We start from the raw sequence: 17,107 nt of genomic DNA, 5'->3' as shown, positions 1-17,107 counted from the left end.
CTAAAAAGCGGATGGCTCATCAGCCATCCGCTTTTTAGTGTTCAAGTAACGTATCTAATTGTGTCATAGTTCCTTCAGGAGAATTCGTGATAAAACCGGAAATGCCTGCTTGCGCTAGCTTAATTACGTCATCGGTCTCATAATTTTCCACATATACAGTGATGTTCAGTTTGTTTAGAAATTGGATGAACCCCTCACTTGCGGGCTTAAATGGACCTATCTTGCCCGTTAATACGAAAAGGTCGGTCCGAGGATGATACAGATGGCCGAAACGACTAGTATATGCTGCATATGCTTGCTTCAGTTCGGTCACGCCTGCTCCTACAGCAGCCAAATGTTGAGTATACAAGTTGAAACGATCCACTTGTTCATCATATTGACTGATGACAGCGACTTGTTCTTGTGCTTCACATTCTTCTAGCAGTTTCCATAACTTCGAAGGCATCAGACTTCCCTCATAGGTATCTGGAGAATCAGTGATACGAATGATGAAAAGCAGATGGGGGTAACGAGCCAACATCTCTTTAAGTAAGCAATGAGGAGGTTCAGGATGCTGATCATTTACGAGAATGATCTCTTCATGGGCTGTAAGTTTTACACCCAAAGCAAATCCGTGAACTCCAAGGGAAGCTGCCTCAGCAGCTTGTTGCTCAATAGTAGTGACGTCGGTTAATTGTTGAATGACAACAGGGCCTTCAAAGTGAAGCGCTTTTTTTCCTGGTCGTGCGTTCGGACGAATGATTGCTTTTGAAGCAGCCCAGGCTGCTGCGCCCGCTGCACCGACGGATAGGGCAACTTTTGTTTTTCTTCCCATGTCAAATTCCTCCTTGTTTTGAAACTGTTACGTACATTATAAAACAAATCGGACGAACTGTCAGTAAAGTCTGGTTGCGGCTTTTTTCAAACCTATGGTATTGTAAGGGGAAGAAAAGAGGGATACTATTGGTTGATCGTCAAGGAGTTATTATTTATCTCCATCATCTGAAACAGGCGAAATCGTTCCGTAAATACGGACACGTTCACTATATATCACGACGCATGAAGTACGTTGTCCTCTATTGCAGTCAAGACGACGTCGAGGACGTCATTCGTAAAGTCGAGAAGCTCTCGTCGGTAAAGAAGGCAATTCCTTCCTATCGACCGTTTGTGAGCACGGAATACGAGAATGTACGTCCTGACAAAGCCAAGGAATACGATTACAAAACAGGTCTATAAGGTTAGTCGAGTGGCGGCAATAAGTGATTGAGCCGTAAAACCCCAGTTACATATTGGTAAAATAATTTTGTTTCTGGAAACTCAGAGGAATGTTTAAGTTCTATTGGAACTGGCTTGCTGCCGACAGATGCAGCGGCTTCTTCAAACATGAGTTGTCGTTTAGAAACGCTACCTTCTTTGGATGAAATTCCTTCACGGCAAATGTAGATTGGGTAAAAGCCACCTTCACCAGCAGGCGAAAAAGAAGCAGCTAAAGATAGTGAAGGTTTGCCGTCTTTAGTGGCTGTTTTGAATAGGAAGGTTCTTTCAAGTCTGTTTGCGTTTGTAGTCATTAGTTCGCATAATTCAAAAATATCTGAGTACCCTTCACCTAGTTCGATGAATCGTTGTTGTCGCATATGTGATGCACACACCTTTCAAAAAGAATCTTTTCCATCATAGCACGCTAAGGAATTCTTTGCAGATCGGTATGAAAGGGATAAATAAAGGAGTTATAAAATGAGAGTGATCGCTGGAACGAGAAGGGGAATCCCTTTAAAATCGATTACAGGAACGGATACACGGCCGACGTCTGACAAAGTAAAAGAAGCGTTGTTTAGTAAAATCGGCCCCTTTTTCGACGGAGGCATTGCGGTCGAGTTATTTGGAGGAAGTGGCTCGCTTACTTTGGAAGCGCTCTCGCGTGGCTCGGACAGCGCTTGGATTTTTGAGAAGAATCCTAAAGCATGTGCGATTATTAAAGCGAATGCAGAGAAATGCAAGTTTAATGACGAACTTCACATCGTTCGAGGGGATGCCAGATCTGCAGCCAGTAAATTTGCTAAAGCAGGCATTCAAGCAGATTTATTATTTTTAGATCCTCCCTATGCCAAAGAAGAATTTTACAATCTTGCTTTACAGTTTGTTGAACAGGATTTGTTGTCAAATCATGCAATTATTGTTTGTGAACACGAAAAACAACTCACTCTTCCACCTTCATACGGTGCATTTGCAACAGTCGGGACTACAGTGTATGGCGGAAGTGCAATCACTATTTACAAGAAATGAGGGTCTATCATGTCTAGAGTGGCAGTGGTGCCAGGAAGTTTTGATCCGCTGACGAATGGTCATCTTGATATTATTAAGCGGGCGGTAAAAATTTTCGATGAAGTCCACGTTGTGGTCATGAATAATTCATCTAAAAATCCGCTATTCACGGTTGAGGAACGCCAACAGCTAATTGCACAGGCAACAGCAGAGTATCCCTCTGTGAAGATTGACTCCTCTTCAGGTTTGCTAATTGACTATGCTAAAAGTATTAAAGCGATTGCGATTGTTAGAGGATTACGTGCAGTATCGGATTTTGAGTATGAAATGCAAATTACCTCGATGAACCGCTTTTTGGATGAAGACATTGAGACATTTTTTGTCATGACAAAGAATCAGTACTCTTTCCTCAGCTCTAGTATTGTGAAGGAAGTGGCGAAGTATGGTGGAGATGTCTCGGCTTTGGTTCCGGAGATGGTCAATCGGGCATTAAAGAAAGTGTATACATAACAGAGCAAACAAAGGGTATGGCATTTGCCATACCCTTTGTTTTTGTTCAGCTTATTTTTTGAATTTGCTTTTAACTACAGATCAGCTCTTTTGGTTGAAGCGGAATTCACCACAGGGTCAAAAAGTAGTTGGTCAAAGAAGTATATAAAGAAATACGGGTACTGCTAGGACACTCCAGATACGACCTATTACATAAGGTTTAAGTGACAGTTCTGCTGAACGTGCAATAACGAATACTTGCATGTGAATACTTAGGCCATTGATCGAAAGAATGGCGGCGATTAAATACGGAAAGATGGGGGAACCATAAAAATGCTGCGTGGCGGATTGGACACCCGATGTCATTTCGAAGAACGAGAGTACAACTGTTTTCACAATCCCCATCTCCACTGATGCAGCGGCTTGAATAACAGTGGTCAGTACGTTACCGAGTGAAGAGAAGAACACGACAGTTGTTGCGACTAAAATGATAATGGACGAGCTTTCTTTAAAGGCATCCAATAGAGGCGCTGAGCTTGGTGCTGAGGTTGGCGAATTTTTTGTCGTCTCCTGATGAGAGCGTCGTGATGCCATTAACAAAAGTACGAATAGGAAAAAAAGTATGTTAGCGACATGTATTGCAATAAGTAATTTCCATCCTGACATCGAATTCCCAAATAGTTCTAGCCCGACATATCCAACAATGAACATCGGACCAGGTGCATGACAAGCTGCTAGAAGAAGGCTGCTTTCGTAAGCAGAAAGTTGCCCGTTTCGTTTCATTTCACTTACTGTAACCGCCCCGACTGGAAATCCTCCAAATGAGCCAAGGGTGTACGCTTTCAAGTAGCGCATCCAAGGAGGAGAAGAATTTTTGGAAACGGGTAATTTTAAGAGCCATTGGGTTAGAATGATGTAAGGAAGTAAATAGGGGAGCAATGCCTGCACAAATAATTTCGCACCTGTCTCTGCGCCGTCATGTGCAATCCCCGGTTGTAAAATGAATAAGGCAATAAGCGCCCAAATCATGATGACGTTGATCATGCTTCTCTTGCAAGTATAGGTAGCTTTGTTTGCACGCTTGCGGCTCCTTTCTCTAATGTGTGAGAAGCTCAAACCAAAAATATTGTGCCGCTCTTTTTTCGGATGGTACACTTAACCATATGTAAAATAGGTACAGGCTATTAATGGAGGTGCAGGAAAATTACATTTAAACGAATTGGCATAACCGCAATGCTTACAATTTTGATTGCATTGTTCATGCTCTATCCACTTGACAGTTACATATCCCAACCTGGTGGCGCCTATGAATTATCACCGCTTGTCAAAGTGGAAGATGGCGACGAAGACGATTCAGGAACGTTTAGTCTCATGACAATATCTGTTGGGAAAGCAACGCCTGCAACCTATTTTTGGTCTAAGGTTTCAGACAAAATGCAGTTACTTCCAGCGAACAAAGTAAGACGACATGGAGAGAGTGATCAGGAATACAATGTGCGACAGTTGCGTTTAATGAGTGATTCACAATTCAACGCTATTACAGTTGCCTTTGAAAAAGCCGGGAAACCAGTGGATATCGATTTTGCAGGCATTTACATTCAACACGTTGTCGAGGGAAGTGCATCAGATGGCAAACTAGAAGCTGGTGATCGTGTTGTTGGAGTAGATGGGAAGCCACTGATTGAGCCAGACCAGTTCGCTACTTATATTGCAGATCAGCGAAAAGGGGACACGATTCAAGTTGAAGCAGAGCGAGACAAGAAAAAATTCCAAACAGACATTACATTAAAAGAAATTCCAGAAGCAAATGGAAAAGTAGGATTAGGGATCCAATTTTTAGAAGATCGCTCTTTGAAAACGATTCCGAAAGTGAATTTCAATACATCTGAAATCGGAGGTCCTTCTGCGGGATTAATGTTTACGTTAGAAATTATTAACCAATTAAAAGCAGAAGATATCTCAAAAGGGTATACCATCGCAGGAACAGGTGAAATGATGCCGGGTGGAACTGTTGGGCGAATCGGTGGGATTGACTTTAAAGTCATGGCTGCTGATCGTGACGGGATGGAAATTTTCTTCGCTCCGGATGACGAATTACCTGAAGAAGTGAAAGCTGCGAACCCAGGTATTAAGACCAATTATGAAGAAGCCGCAGAAACCGCAAAAAAAATAGGTACGAAAATGAAAATCGTACCTGTTAAAACAGTAGATGATGCATTGAACTATCTAGAGAAGTTAGAACCGAAAAACTGAGTTAGTAATTCCGAATCGGGGGAATTGTATAGTCTAGCCCGAGCTGTGGCTGGGTTGAGTCAATGCCAAAAGCGTACAAATCCGAAATAGATGCAGAGAAAATAGCAGACGCACTTTCGGAATTGGCTAGGCGACTAACTACAGGCAGTTTCATCTCCTCTTTCATTTCTTTCAAATAGGATTGGCCGACGGAGGTCATCCCAAGGAGTCGCAAGTGATCTGGGTTCTGCATGGCTGTTCGATCATTGTATGTGAAACCTGTGAAGATATGAGTAAGCATGCGCTGGATCCTTGTCCAGGTATATCGCTTCGATTTTACGATTGCCATGAATTGCTGAAACGTATCTGCTTTTTTTGCTGCTTTGTACAAAAGGTTTTCAAGTCCTTCTGAAACATCTGCAATGGTAGCTAGCCTATCAGGACCTTCTCGAAGAATTTGGAATCGAAGAAGTGGATAAAAGCCATCCCAGCTACCGAAACGTCCGCGCTGCGCAAGCCAATCGTTCAGTGATTGAACGACTGAATAGGGTACAAACTGCTGAATGTTTTCTGTGCTCATGCTTTCAAAAAATGCTTTCCGAATACCTGTTGCACTTGCAATTGGCGTGTCATGTGCAACATCATCATGATATCCGGCACCAAGTCGTGGGAGGGTTGAGGGGACCATTGCAGACCCCATTTTTTTAGCCGACTCCATATAGTGGAAACCTAAAATGTTGTTAGGTAGCGATAAATCCACTGTTTCATGTTCGTTCATAGAAGAACGAATGAGTGTTGAGTAGGCTCTGTTCAGCGCTTTTGGATAACTGATACCTTCCTGAACTGCATCACGAATAGTTGCGTCATACTGCGCTTGAACCGAGTCGATGCGGTTTAGCGTTTCAATAAAGGGGGCGATTGAACCGTTTTCACTTCCGAAACAATAACTGGAGCAGCCTGCAGCATCTAAAAGTTGGATGGCACCGGATGCAAACGAAGGTGCGTTCGAGGTTGCCCGTTCATAAGGCAATTCGAAAACTAGGTCTACTCCATTGTCAATGGCCATTTTTGTACGTGTCCATTTGTCGATTAGTGCAGGTTCACCGCGCTGCAGAAAGTTTCCACTCATTACTGCGATAACTAAATCTGATTCGGTTTGAGCCTTCGCAGAGATTGCATGGTGCAAGTGCCCGTTGTGAAAAGGATTATATTCTACAACAATGCCAACAGCTTTCATGGAAAATCACTCCTGTTTGAAGAATTCTATTCGTTTAGTATAATGAACTAAGCGTTCAAGTGACAAGAAAATATCTTGACATCTTTTTTTATCCGCTATATAATCAAAAGTGTTGTCTTGAGGTGATAGGCATGAAATGGTCAATTCATCAATTGCGTAAGTTCAGGCAGGGAGCAGCAATGCCGCTTGACGAAGTGGTTGATCTTGGATCTGTAAGGGAAAGAAACCCGGAAATCCGGGCAATTTCACCTGTTCAGTTAAAAGGGAGTTGTACAGTTGGTTCGAAAAAGATATCGTTTCATTTCCATTTGGAAGGTTCGTTAACATTACCGTGTGCACGCACATGGGAGGATGTTCATTTTCCGTTCTCTATTGAGTCGGACGAGCAATACAGTTGGGATGAAGACGTGTTAGCACAAGACGATGAAATCCATCCGATTACGGGAGATGTAGTCGATCCAATGCCGATCTTTGAAGAACTCATTCTTTTGGAAGTACCATTACAGGTCTACTGTGATGATGCCGATACCATGACGGAAGCCTCCGGCAAGGGTTGGTCGTATGCGACTGACGAAGAGTACAATCTACAATTGACAGAAGAACAGGATAAGAAAACGGATCCTAGACTTGCAGGCTTAGCAAGATTTTTTGAATCCGATAACGACTAGTCGAAATAAAGGAGGTGCCCTCTAATGGCAGTACCAAAGAGAAGAACATCTAAAACCAAAAAGAACATGCGCCGTACACATTACAAGTTACAAGTTCCAGGTATGACAACTTGTGAAAACTGTGGTGAAATGAAATTGGCACACCGCATCTGTAAATCTTGCGGTCAATACAAAGGGAAAGTCGTTGTAGGCGAATAATTAGATTCTGCCGCAACTCCCGGATAGCATTTGCTATCTAAAGACTACCGTGAGACCATGGCTCACGGTAGTCTTTTTTTATACATATAATTAGGAGGCATCAGCATGTCAGTTAACATTACATCTGATCGGGGTATTGTCACGTTTACAATCACGCGCCCTGAAGTTCGCAATGCTGTAAATCATGAAGTGATGGACGGACTTGAACAATTCATTGACTTTGTTGAGCAAGATGGGGATGTGGAATGGGGTGTCATCACGTCTGAAGGTGGAAAAGCATTTTGTTCGGGAGGAGATCTCGGTGAGTTCCATTCGTTAGAAACGTCTGCTCAAGCACTTCCAATGCTTTCTCGAATGACAGAGTTGTTATACAGACTTGCAACGTTACCGATCCCTGTTATTGCACTGATGGATGGTACAGCAGTCGGTGGTGGTTGCGAAATTGCAGCGGCTTGTGATTACAGATTGATGAAGTCTGGTGCCAAAGCAGGGTTCATCCAAGGGACTCTGGCAATTACAACAGGCTGGGGTGGGGCATCGTTGCTATATGAGAAAGAGTCTGGGCATAGTGAAGTACTGCAACTATTAACAGAAGCTCGTGTCCATACAGCTGAAGAACTACTTGAATGGGGATGGATTACAGATACATATTCAGGCGACAAACAAGTTGCGCTTGATAAATTCACTGCTAAATTCGACCACATTGAGTCTTCAGTACTGAAAGCTTATAAAGCGATTGCGATCCGCAAATGGGAACAATCTGACCTGAAAAGCCGGATGATTGATGAGTGTAAGCGGTGTTCAATTCTCTGGGAATCAGAGGCGCACCATGCAGCTGTTCATCAATTTCGAAGCCGGTAAACACTTGTTTAGTAGATTGAATATTCAAAAGATAAATGAATAGTTGAAAACGGTTTCATTGTTCAGATAAACTAGTAAATAGATAAATGAAAATCATCTATCTACAGCAAGCAAAAGTTGAGGAGGAAATAATATGGCTCAAGTACTTTCTACAATGACGGGAACAGTTTTCACAATTGAAGTTGAAGTGGGGCAAGAAGTGAAAAAAGGGGATGTCGTTGTTATCCTTGAATCGATGAAGATGGAAATTCCTGTTGAAGCTGAAATGGATGGAAAAGTGGCGTCAATTGCTGTTAAAGAAGAGGATTTTGTTGACGAAGGAGACCTCATTCTGACGTTTGAAGGATAAGCGAATTAGTTAAGGGGGAGTTCACATGACAAACCACACAGAAGAACAAAAGGGGTATAATCATAAGCTAGAACAGCAGCTCGAGAAAATCTTTGCTGGCGGGCAACCTAAATATCATGAAAAAGCTGCACAACAAGGAAAGTTGTTTGTACGCAAACGTCTTGAGTTACTTTTTGACGACGGTGAGTATACAGAAGATGGACGCTTCGCGAATTGTGAAGCAGGAGACTTGCCGGCAGATGGTGTCGTCACCGCTATGGGGAAAGTCGGTGGCCAAACTGTTTGCGTTATGGCAAATGATTCAACAATTAAAGCTGGCTCATGGGGTTCTCGTACAGTTGAGAAGATTATTAGAATCCAAGAAACGGCAGAAATGCATCGGGTACCTATGCTATATTTAGTCGATTCTGCAGGCGCTCGTATTACGGATCAGTTGGATATGTTTCCGAATCGCAGAGGCGCAGGACGAATTTTCCATAACCAAGTGAGACTGTCAGGGTTTATCCCACAAATTTGCGTTCTGTTCGGACCGTCAGCTGCTGGAGGTGCGTACATACCAGCTTTTTGCGATCTTGTCATCATGGTCAAGGGGAATGCATCGATGTATTTAGGCTCTCCGAGAATGGCAGAGAAGGTCATTGGTCAGAAAGTATCGTTAGAGGAAATGGGCGGTGCAGAAATGCATTGTTCCGTCAGTGGATGTGGGGATGTACTGGCAGAGGACGAGGAGGAAGCGATCGCTGAAGCGAAACGTTATCTTGCATTCTTTCCTGCGAACTTTACGGAGCCAGCACCTGTAGCAGAAGCTGTGGCGGCGAAAGTGGGACGATCATTGGAAGAAATTATACCTGAAAACCAAAACGCACCGTTCAATATGTATGAAGCGTTGGATGTGCTGATTGACGAGGGTAGTTTCTTTGAAGTGAAAAAGAAATTTGCGCCAGAATTGATAACAGGACTCGCGCGTATTAACGGCAGGTCCGTAGGGATTATCGCAAACCAGCCAAAAGCCAATGGCGGCGTGTTGTTTGTGGACTCGGCAGATAAAGGCGCGAAATTCATTAACCTATGTGATGCCTTTTCAATTCCTCTGCTATTTCTAGCAGATGTCCCGGGGTTCATGATCGGGACTAAAGTGGAAAAAGAGGGGATCATACGTCATGGAGCAAAACTGATTATGGCGATGAGTTCTGCGACTGTACCGAAAATTTCAGTTGTTGTTCGAAAAGCATATGGCGCTGGACTGTATGCGATGGCGGGTCCTGCTTTTGAACCGGATGTATGTATCGCGTTACCAACTGCACAAATCGCAGTGATGGGACCTGAAGCGGCTGTGAATGCTGTCTACTCAAACAAAATTGAAGCAATTGAAGATCCGAAAGAGCGCCGCGCGTATGTACAGGAAAAACAGCAGGAATACAAAGAAGAAATTGATATTTATCGATTAGCTTCAGAAATGATTATCGATGAAATCGTGAAACCTTCTGATTTACGAACAGTTCTTGCTGCGCGTTTTGAACTGTATAGTACGAAGAATATTCCGCAGCCTCCACGGAAACACCCGGTTTATCCAGTATAAGTGATAAGAGTTTCTGTCCGCCTAAAGGGCGGACTTTTCTCGTGAAAGGGGGGATAGAGTGGAAGTTGTTATTGCAGGAGCGGGAGCGATGGGACTATTAATTGGCTCTTACTTAGCAGAAGCGGGAATGTCGGTGTCATTTTTAACTAGACGTGAAGACCAAGCTAGTGAACTTCGCGACCAGGGTGTGACAAGAATACAGAATGACCGAGCAAAAACTTTTCAAGTTGCTGCGTTTTCAGATTTGGCGAGTGCCCCACAAAAAGCCATGTGGATACTTGCAGTAAAATCGAATGATCTCGAGGGGGTAGTGAAGAAGCTTGAAAACCATGTACTTCCAGAACATCTGCTATTCATCCAAAACGGACTCCGTCATTATGAACTTGGACTCTCAACGTCCATCCCATCTGTAGAAGCTGCTTCGTTAACACATGGCGCAGGGAAAATAGATGACAGAACTGTGATTCACAATGGTATCGGAGTAATGAGTATCGCTTCAATAAAAGGCAGTCAGAAATTTTCTTTTCCGATATTTGAAGCAAATTCACTTGCATTTCCTATTCTGCATGAAAAGGATGCATTTCAGATGTTGCTACGAAAGGTGTTTGTGAATTGTTGCATTAACCCATTGACGGCTATTTTGGAGTTGAAAAATGGTGAATTACTCACTAATAATTACGCTAATCATCTTATGCAAGTGATCTATGGAGAACTTGCAGCTGAATATCCAGAGGTAGCAAAAAAACTGTCTTTTTCAGAAGTGGAAGAAGTTTGCAGGCGTACAGCAAATAACCGTTCATCTATGTTTGTTGATAAAACAAATCAGATACCGATGGAAATCGACACGATTATTAGTGCCATTCTAGAAGGACATGAAGAGAAAATGCCAACGCTAAAATTGTTTGAAACATTGCTTAAAGCAATTGATGAAAGGAAAGAATACACATGAAAGAGATGTTACAGTTTTTGTTGTCACTCATCGTCATCGTGCCATACTTGTTGACTATGGTATTGTTTGTAATTGTAATAGTGAGTGGTTATTCTTCTGTAAGGTCATTTCGAATTGCAGCAGATGTAACTGTACCTTTTTTGTTCCTATCTGTGAGTGTGTTATTCAGAATGATTACGGGGATACAAGGCGGTGTCTTCCTAATTGTAGGGGTGCTTATTATAGGGATTGGTTTTGCAATTGCGGAGAGAATTCGAAGTAAAGAGTTTCGAATGAAGTATATGTTCCGCAATCTATGGAGATTGCTGTTTCTAATATTATCAATGCTCTACATCGTCTTGTTGTTGTTAGGTGTCGGGCGAACGGTTGCTGAATTTTTAAGAGGTTAGGTTCTGAGCAAGCGTATGTTTTTTAACAATGACAGTGGAGTGATATACTCAATCCATAAATAGATGGTGAAAAAAGGGGCTTGAACGATGGAAATTGCATCACAAAACGTACATAAAAGCGCCGTTATGGAGGCGTATGGACAAGACGCGCAGTTCAACAAAGCATTCTATGATTATCCACTTAGCGCTGAAAGTTACCCACAGAGACTAGCTGAATTGAACAGTCGTCTGTACCAACGACAGGAGCTTGCGCGTACAATCCGCTCTTATATGGAGCCTTTCGGAATTTCGGATGCCGCTTCTGCGCATTTAGACGAACTCTCAAATAATGGAGTTGTTATCGTCGGAGGACAACAAGCTGGACTCTTGACAGGGCCACTCTATTCTATCCATAAAGCGATAACCGTTATTTTACTTGCGGCACAACAACGGAAAGAGTTGGATGTACCTGTTATCCCTGTATTTTGGGTGGCAGGTGAGGACCATGATTTAGAAGAAATCAATCATGTCTTTTCAGAACAAGATGGCAGACTGCTGAAACAGCAATATCCGGAAAGATATGTCTTAAAGACGATGGCTTCGGATACTGAGTATGATGCTGTGCAGATGACTAGCTACATACGTCAAGTTTTCAGAGATTTCGAAGAAACCGCATATACTAAGGAATTATTAGAAGAAGTGCTTCAATCAGCAGATCGAGAACATACTTTTACTGGTTTCTTTGTTCGATTGATGAATGGTCTATTCCAAAAACACGGTCTGTTGTTCATAGACTCAGCGGAAAAGTCGTTGCGTATGCTCGAATCCGACTATTTCAAGAAACTCATTAAAGAGTCTGAAACGATTGCTGAAATGATTACAGGTAAGGAGAGCCTATTTAAAGAACAAGGCTTCGGGACACCTATTCAATCAGCAAAAGATGCGGCTCATTTGTTTTATATTCACGACACTGGCCGAGTCTTATTGAGCAGGAAAGGTGATTTGTTTGTCAATGAGTCTGCAGGTATTCAGTTTACAACTGCAGAAATGCTTGAAATCGCTGAACAAACTCCTTGGATACTAAGCAATAACGTTGCGACGAGACCTTTAATGCAAGATATGGTATTCCCTGTTCTTGCATTTGTCGGAGGTCCTGGTGAAATTGCTTATTGGTCGTTGTTGAAAGATGCTTTTAATCATTTAGACATGAAGATGCCGATACTCGTACCTAGAATATCCATGACGCTAGTTACTCAACAAACCTTGCATGCACTAGAAAAGTCAAAACTGACTGTTGCTGAAGTGATGGCTGGAGAAGTCATTAGCAGAAGAGCAGATTTTCTAGACGAGCAACGAGACATTGAACTCGAACAGCTTCTGCAAGAAACTGAAAATGTCATCCAGGAACAATACAACAAAATGGAGCAACACATCTCTGATAAGGGCTTGGCGAATCTCGCTGAAAAAAATCGTGCATATCATTTACGTCAGCTTACCTATCTTCAAGATAAAGCAGAGGACGCGTTGTTAAGGAAATACGCCGCAGCGATCCGTGATTACAGTATTGCAGAAGGGGATTTGTATCCCGAAAGAAATCTTCAGGAACGTACGTATACACCGTACCCATATTTAAATGTATATGGACCTACGTTAATCGACGATTTGTTGAATGCCTCTTTACCGATTAATGGTCAACATGTTGTTATTTACTTATAAATCATTTATGTGAGCATCTCTTATGCACAGTAACTGTGCGTATTGGGGTGCTTTTCTTTGTAATAAATGTAACAATCTCAATAAATGAAGTACTATTGATACATTTTCATTGCAATATGGGAAATTGGTGGAGGAAAGTGGGGGGATGTGGTACATTAAATTTATATAGTGGGGTGAAGGGTATGTTCATGGGTGAATATCAGCATACTATCGATACAAAAGGCCGTTTGATAATCCCTTCAAAATTCAGGGAGGATCTTGCGGGTGGCTTTGTGTTGACTCGTGGTCTGGACAATTGCCTCTTCGGCTATCCGATGCATGAATGGAAAAAGCTTGAAGAGAAATTGAAAGCGTTGCCCGTGACAAAGAAAGACGCCCGAGCATTCACACGATTTTTCTTTTCTGGTGCAACTGAAGTTGAACTGGACAAGCAAGGACGTGTAAATATTCCATCTTCACTACTTGGCTATGCCAAAATCTCTAAAGACTGCATGGTTATTGGTGTTTCCGGAAGATTTGAAATATGGTCTGAAGAAAATTGGCAGACGTATTACGAGGAATCCGAGGAATCCTTTAACGATATCGCAGAAAATATTATGGATTTTGACTTTTGATTAGTTACTTTGACTTTTGACGTTAATTTTAGAAAGCAGGCGGTACCAATGTTCGATCATACAACTGTTTTACTTCACGAAGCTGTAGAAGGCCTTTCCATACAACCTGAAGGAATCTATGTGGACTGTACACTTGGCGGTGCGGGACACAGTACGGAGATTGCAAAGCGCTTATCAGGTAAAGGAAGACTTATTTGTTTTGACCAAGATATGACTGCTATCGAAGCGGCGAAAGATACGTTATCCGAGTATTTGGATAGAGTGACTTTCATCCATGCTAATTTCAGTCAACTAAAAGAAGAACTCCATAGAATTGATATAGAATCTGTTGATGGTATTTTGTATGATCTTGGTGTTTCTTCACCGCAATTGGATACTCCTGAACGAGGATTTAGTTACAACCATGATGCACCATTGGACATGAGGATGGATACTACAGCTGCTTTAACTGCTTTTGAAGTTGTGAACGAATGGAGTTATCAAGATCTGCTTCGTATCTTCTTCCGCTATGGAGAAGAGAAGTTCTCAAAAAGTATTGCTCGAAAAATCGAGGAAGCACGTGCTGAAAAGCCGATTCAAACGACTGCGGAACTTGCAGAGCTTATTAAAACTGGTATCCCTGCAGCTGCAAGAAGAACAGGTGGTCACCCTGCAAAACGAGTGTTTCAAGCCATTCGAATTGCCGTCAATGATGAATTAGGAGCAGCAGAAACGTCGCTGACAGATGCTATTGAGCTCCTCAATCCCAAAGGGCGAATTAGTGTCATCACTTTTCACTCGTTGGAAGATCGATTGTGCAAGACAATTTTCAAGGAAGCTTCCTCGCTTCCGGAACTTCCACCCAACTTGCCTGTAATTCCAGAAGGTCTTGACGTCAAATTGAAATTGATTACCCGTAAACCCATTTTGCCAAGTGAAGAAGAAATAGAAGCCAACAAACGAGCAAGATCTGCGAAGCTTAGAATAGCTGAAAGAAAATGAAAAGGGGATGAGGATGAATGGCTCTAGAGCAACGTAAAATCCAACCGAATTACATACCGGAACAGGAAACTCAAGCGAATCCTGCATCGATACCTGCTCCGAAAACCCGGAAGATTTTCTCGCCGGGTGAAAAATTTCTAGCTGTTGTGTTCATTGCGGCTGTTGTGATGTTTTCAACGATGGTACTTCATACACAGGCGCAGATCAATGATACAAACAAAGATATGCACTATCTTTCAAACAAAATTGAGGAAACATCAAAACAGAATATTGAATTGTCCAATCAAGTAAACGAGAAATCGACGTACGAACGTATTTGGGAGAAAGCAAAAGAACTCGGCTTGAATCTGAATGAAAGTAACGTAAAGGTCGTGCCTGGACGATGAAGAAAAAGAAATTTCGATTTCAAGGTGGAGCCTTTCTAATGCTTTTGTTATTTGGAGGGCTCTTTTTCCTTTTGTTCGGAAGAATGTTGCTAATTCAAATTACCGGACAGATCGATGGGCGCCCCCTTGCAACAATGGCAGATCAGAAATACTTAAAAGAAAGTGTGTTAAAAGCAAACCGAGGACAGATTGTTGACCGGGCGGGGGAAGTCATTGCGACGGATACGTTAAGTTACCGGTTGGTAGCCGTTCTTAGTAAGGATGCGAGTAAGGGTTCTAAAAAACCACAGCATGTCACAGATTTTGAACATACGGCAGAAGTACTAAGTAAGTATATTGATATGGACAAGGAAGCGATCCTGAAACGATTCGAAGATGCTCCTGAACAAGCATATCAAGTGGAATTCGGCAAGGCTGGACGCTCCATATCGAATGAGACTGCAGATGCTATCAAGAAAGAGGAATTACCAGGTATCCGTTTCTTCGAGGACAAAAAACGACTTTATCCGAATGGGAATTTTGCTTCTTATTTGGTAGGCTTTGCAATGCCAGAAGAAACGGAAGACAAAACTGTGAAAACAGTAGGGAAAATGGGACTGGAAAAAACCTATAATAAACAACTTACAGGAATTGACGGTAAAGTGGACTTCAAAACAGACCGTTGGGGAATCCCACTCCGTGACACAGAAAAGAATATCCAAGCGCCTCAAGATGGTCAGACGATTCAACTAACCCTCGACAAAACCATTGAGAACTTCACGGAAGATGCACTCAATCGGGCTGAGGAGAAATACCACCCTGAAAAAATGCTTGCAGTCGTTGTGAATCCGAAAACTGGTGAAATTCTTTCCATGAGTCAACGTCCATCTTTCCATCCGGGAACACGCGAAGGGTTGACAGGGAATTGGCTCAATGAAGCTGTGGAAGAAACATTTGAACCAGGGTCAACGATGAAAATGTTTACACTTGCTGCAGCAATTGAAGAAAAAAAATGGGACCCGAATGCCTATTACAAATCAGGACAATATGAAATTTATGATCAAACCATTCGCGATGTAAATAAAGTGGGGTGGGGGATGATCACATTTCTTGAAGGATTCCAACGTTCATCCAATGTATCTATGGCATACTTGCTTGAGAAACTGGGAGATCAGACACTTATTGAATACTTTGAGGAATTCGGATTTGGAAAGAAAGTTGGAATCGACTTGCCGAATGAGGCATCTGGTATTCTGTTAGCGAACTATCCAAGTGAGAGACTTACAACTTCTTACGGACAAGGTTCAACTGTAACGCCAATTCAGATGGTGCAGGCAGCAACAGCCATCGCTAATAACGGTAAGATGATGACCCCTTATGTAATCGATCAAATTATTGATCCCAATACAGACAAAGTCTTAGAGAAACATGAACCTGCTGAGAAAAAGAGCCCAATTAGTGAAGCAACGGCTAAGGAAGTGCGAGAAATTCTAGCGACGGTAATTACTTCTGAACATGGAACTGGTAAAAAATTCGCTCTAGAGGGATATGATGCTGGTGGGAAAACAGGTACTGCACAAATTCCAAAATCATCAGGTGGTGGATATATTGCAGGAGATGGTAATTACCTGTATTCATTCCTTGGAATGGCGCCAATTGACGATCCACAGTTATTAACGTATGTACTAGTTCAAAAACCTAAATTGAAAGCAGGTCAATATGGATCAGACCCGACTTCAGAAATTTTCACATCTATTATGGAAAGTAGCTTGAAATATTTAAATATCGCACCTGATGCTAAACAAGCTGATAACTCGTTGGAACTGAAAGATTATACAGGTAAATCATCAGAAGAAGTGGCTGCGGATTTGACCAAATTAGGTTTAAAACCAATCGTTGTTGGAAAACAAGGTGAAGTTGTTCAGCAGTCTCCTGCAGTCAATACTAAGGTAACAAAAGGCTCACTTGTGCTTCTCAAAACTTCTGGCGAAACTACCCTTCCTGACTTTACAGGATGGTCCAAGAAACAAGTTTTAGTGTTCAAGAATTTCTCGGGTCTAGATATTCGCTTTAATGGGGAAGGATTCGTTGTGAAACAAAGCCTATCTAAAGGTGCATCCGTCTCAGGGAATGACCCAATCGTAATTACATTAGAAGAACCCGAACAACTTAACCAACCGGTGCCAGAATCAGAAGAAGAACCTGAAATTATTGGTGGTTGATGAATAGCTGAGCATACACTCTCATAAATTAGCAATAA

General features: G+C 42.2%; 20 protein-coding genes. 16 read left to right on the top strand and 4 right to left on the bottom strand.

The genetic code is table 11. The annotated features are described in order from the left end of the window. Positions 1 to 34: 34 nt before the first annotated feature. Positions 35 to 814 carry a hypothetical protein gene (locus N693_RS0112555; RefSeq protein WP_025785180.1) on the bottom strand — a complete coding sequence of 260 codons (780 nt, stop codon included), beginning with the start codon at positions 812 to 814 and terminating at the stop codon, positions 35 to 37. Between the two features lie 128 nt (positions 815 to 942). Here N693_RS0112555 and N693_RS0112550 point away from each other — a divergent pair, with 128 nt between their 5' ends. After that, positions 943 to 1,215 carry a YlbG family protein gene (locus N693_RS0112550; RefSeq protein WP_025785176.1) on the top strand — a complete coding sequence of 91 codons (273 nt, stop codon included), beginning with the start codon at positions 943 to 945 and terminating at the stop codon, positions 1,213 to 1,215. A 2-nt stretch (positions 1,216 to 1,217) separates the two neighbouring features. On the opposite strand, the gene N693_RS0112545 is transcribed toward N693_RS0112550, so the two are convergent. Then, positions 1,218 to 1,613 carry a hypothetical protein gene (locus N693_RS0112545; RefSeq protein ID WP_025785174.1) on the bottom strand — a complete coding sequence of 132 codons (396 nt, stop codon included), beginning with the start codon at positions 1,611 to 1,613 and terminating at the stop codon, positions 1,218 to 1,220. A gap of 100 nt (positions 1,614 to 1,713) precedes the next feature. Between N693_RS0112545 and rsmD the strand changes: the two genes are divergently transcribed. Both rsmD and coaD read left to right on the top strand, forming a co-directional pair. Further along, positions 1,714 to 2,262, top strand: coding sequence for a 16S rRNA (guanine(966)-N(2))-methyltransferase RsmD (gene rsmD / locus N693_RS19255; protein ID WP_037593194.1), 549 nt, complete (start codon positions 1,714 to 1,716; stop codon positions 2,260 to 2,262). Between the two features lie 9 nt (positions 2,263 to 2,271). Beyond that, on the top strand, positions 2,272 to 2,751 hold the full coding sequence (gene coaD, locus N693_RS19250; protein WP_037593191.1) for a pantetheine-phosphate adenylyltransferase: 480 nt from the start codon (positions 2,272 to 2,274) through the stop codon (positions 2,749 to 2,751). A 132-nt stretch (positions 2,752 to 2,883) separates the two neighbouring features. Here coaD and N693_RS0112530 read toward each other — a convergent pair whose 3' ends face one another. Next, positions 2,884 to 3,774 carry a hypothetical protein gene (locus N693_RS0112530; protein WP_025785172.1) on the bottom strand — a complete coding sequence of 297 codons (891 nt, stop codon included), beginning with the start codon at positions 3,772 to 3,774 and terminating at the stop codon, positions 2,884 to 2,886. A 159-nt stretch (positions 3,775 to 3,933) separates the two neighbouring features. On the opposite strand from N693_RS0112530, the gene N693_RS0112525 reads away from it, so the two are divergent. Then, positions 3,934 to 4,983 carry a SepM family pheromone-processing serine protease gene (locus N693_RS0112525; RefSeq protein WP_305809372.1) on the top strand — a complete coding sequence of 350 codons (1,050 nt, stop codon included), beginning with the start codon at positions 3,934 to 3,936 and terminating at the stop codon, positions 4,981 to 4,983. A 1-nt stretch (position 4,984) separates the two neighbouring features. On the opposite strand, the gene N693_RS0112520 is transcribed toward N693_RS0112525, so the two are convergent. Next, a complete protein-coding gene (locus tag N693_RS0112520) occupies positions 4,985 to 6,199 on the bottom strand; it encodes a nucleotidyltransferase (RefSeq protein WP_025785168.1) in 1,215 nt (404 codons plus the stop codon). A 131-nt stretch (positions 6,200 to 6,330) separates the two neighbouring features. On the opposite strand from N693_RS0112520, the gene N693_RS0112515 reads away from it, so the two are divergent. The 12 genes from N693_RS0112515 to N693_RS0112460 all read left to right on the top strand — a co-directional run bounded on the left by N693_RS0112515 (position 6,331) and on the right by N693_RS0112460 (position 17,069). Then, positions 6,331 to 6,867, top strand: a complete 537-nt coding sequence (locus N693_RS0112515) for a DUF177 domain-containing protein (RefSeq protein WP_025785166.1) — start codon at positions 6,331 to 6,333, stop codon at positions 6,865 to 6,867. A gap of 24 nt (positions 6,868 to 6,891) precedes the next feature. Next, positions 6,892 to 7,065: a 50S ribosomal protein L32 gene (gene rpmF / locus N693_RS0112510; protein ID WP_025785164.1), complete on the top strand. Its 174-nt coding sequence runs from the start codon at positions 6,892 to 6,894 to the stop codon at positions 7,063 to 7,065. Positions 7,066 to 7,170: 105 nt separating this feature from the next. Then, positions 7,171 to 7,926, top strand: coding sequence for an enoyl-CoA hydratase/isomerase family protein (locus tag N693_RS0112505; RefSeq protein WP_025785163.1), 756 nt, complete (start codon positions 7,171 to 7,173; stop codon positions 7,924 to 7,926). 133 nt (positions 7,927 to 8,059) lie between these two features. After that, positions 8,060 to 8,275: a biotin/lipoyl-binding carrier protein gene (locus N693_RS0112500; protein WP_025785162.1), complete on the top strand. Its 216-nt coding sequence runs from the start codon at positions 8,060 to 8,062 to the stop codon at positions 8,273 to 8,275. Positions 8,276 to 8,300: 25 nt separating this feature from the next. Continuing rightward, positions 8,301 to 9,854, top strand: a complete 1,554-nt coding sequence (locus N693_RS0112495) for an acyl-CoA carboxylase subunit beta (protein ID WP_025785161.1) — start codon at positions 8,301 to 8,303, stop codon at positions 9,852 to 9,854. A 58-nt stretch (positions 9,855 to 9,912) separates the two neighbouring features. Further along, a complete protein-coding gene (locus tag N693_RS0112490) occupies positions 9,913 to 10,803 on the top strand; it encodes a 2-dehydropantoate 2-reductase (protein ID WP_025785159.1) in 891 nt (296 codons plus the stop codon). Beyond that, positions 10,800 to 11,192 (top strand): DUF3397 family protein, encoded by a 393-nt coding sequence (locus tag N693_RS0112485; RefSeq protein ID WP_025785157.1) that lies wholly within the window; start codon positions 10,800 to 10,802, stop codon positions 11,190 to 11,192. The genes N693_RS0112490 and N693_RS0112485 overlap by 4 nt, the downstream gene beginning before the upstream one ends. Before the next feature lie 87 nt (positions 11,193 to 11,279). Further along, the gene (bshC, locus tag N693_RS0112480; RefSeq protein ID WP_025785155.1) at positions 11,280 to 12,887 is read left to right on the top strand and encodes a bacillithiol biosynthesis cysteine-adding enzyme BshC; all 1,608 of its coding nucleotides are present in this window, start codon (positions 11,280 to 11,282) and stop codon (positions 12,885 to 12,887) included. Positions 12,888 to 13,069: 182 nt separating this feature from the next. Then, a complete protein-coding gene (gene mraZ, locus N693_RS0112475) occupies positions 13,070 to 13,501 on the top strand; it encodes a division/cell wall cluster transcriptional repressor MraZ (protein ID WP_025785153.1) in 432 nt (143 codons plus the stop codon). Positions 13,502 to 13,549: 48 nt separating this feature from the next. Next, positions 13,550 to 14,482, top strand: coding sequence for a 16S rRNA (cytosine(1402)-N(4))-methyltransferase RsmH (gene rsmH, locus N693_RS0112470; RefSeq protein ID WP_025785151.1), 933 nt, complete (start codon positions 13,550 to 13,552; stop codon positions 14,480 to 14,482). 17 nt (positions 14,483 to 14,499) lie between these two features. Then, entirely contained in the window at positions 14,500 to 14,868 is a 369-nt protein-coding gene (gene ftsL, locus N693_RS0112465) for a cell division protein FtsL (RefSeq protein ID WP_025785149.1), read from the top strand. Then, positions 14,865 to 17,069, top strand: coding sequence for a penicillin-binding transpeptidase domain-containing protein (locus N693_RS0112460; RefSeq protein ID WP_025785147.1), 2,205 nt, complete (start codon positions 14,865 to 14,867; stop codon positions 17,067 to 17,069). The genes ftsL and N693_RS0112460 overlap by 4 nt, the downstream gene beginning before the upstream one ends. Positions 17,070 to 17,107: the final 38 nt, after the last annotated feature.

Source organism: Sporosarcina sp. D27 (genome assembly GCF_000586555.1).
Lineage (GTDB): Bacteria > Bacillota > Bacilli > Bacillales_A > Planococcaceae > Sporosarcina.
This window is presented reverse-complemented; position numbering and strand designations above follow the sequence as displayed.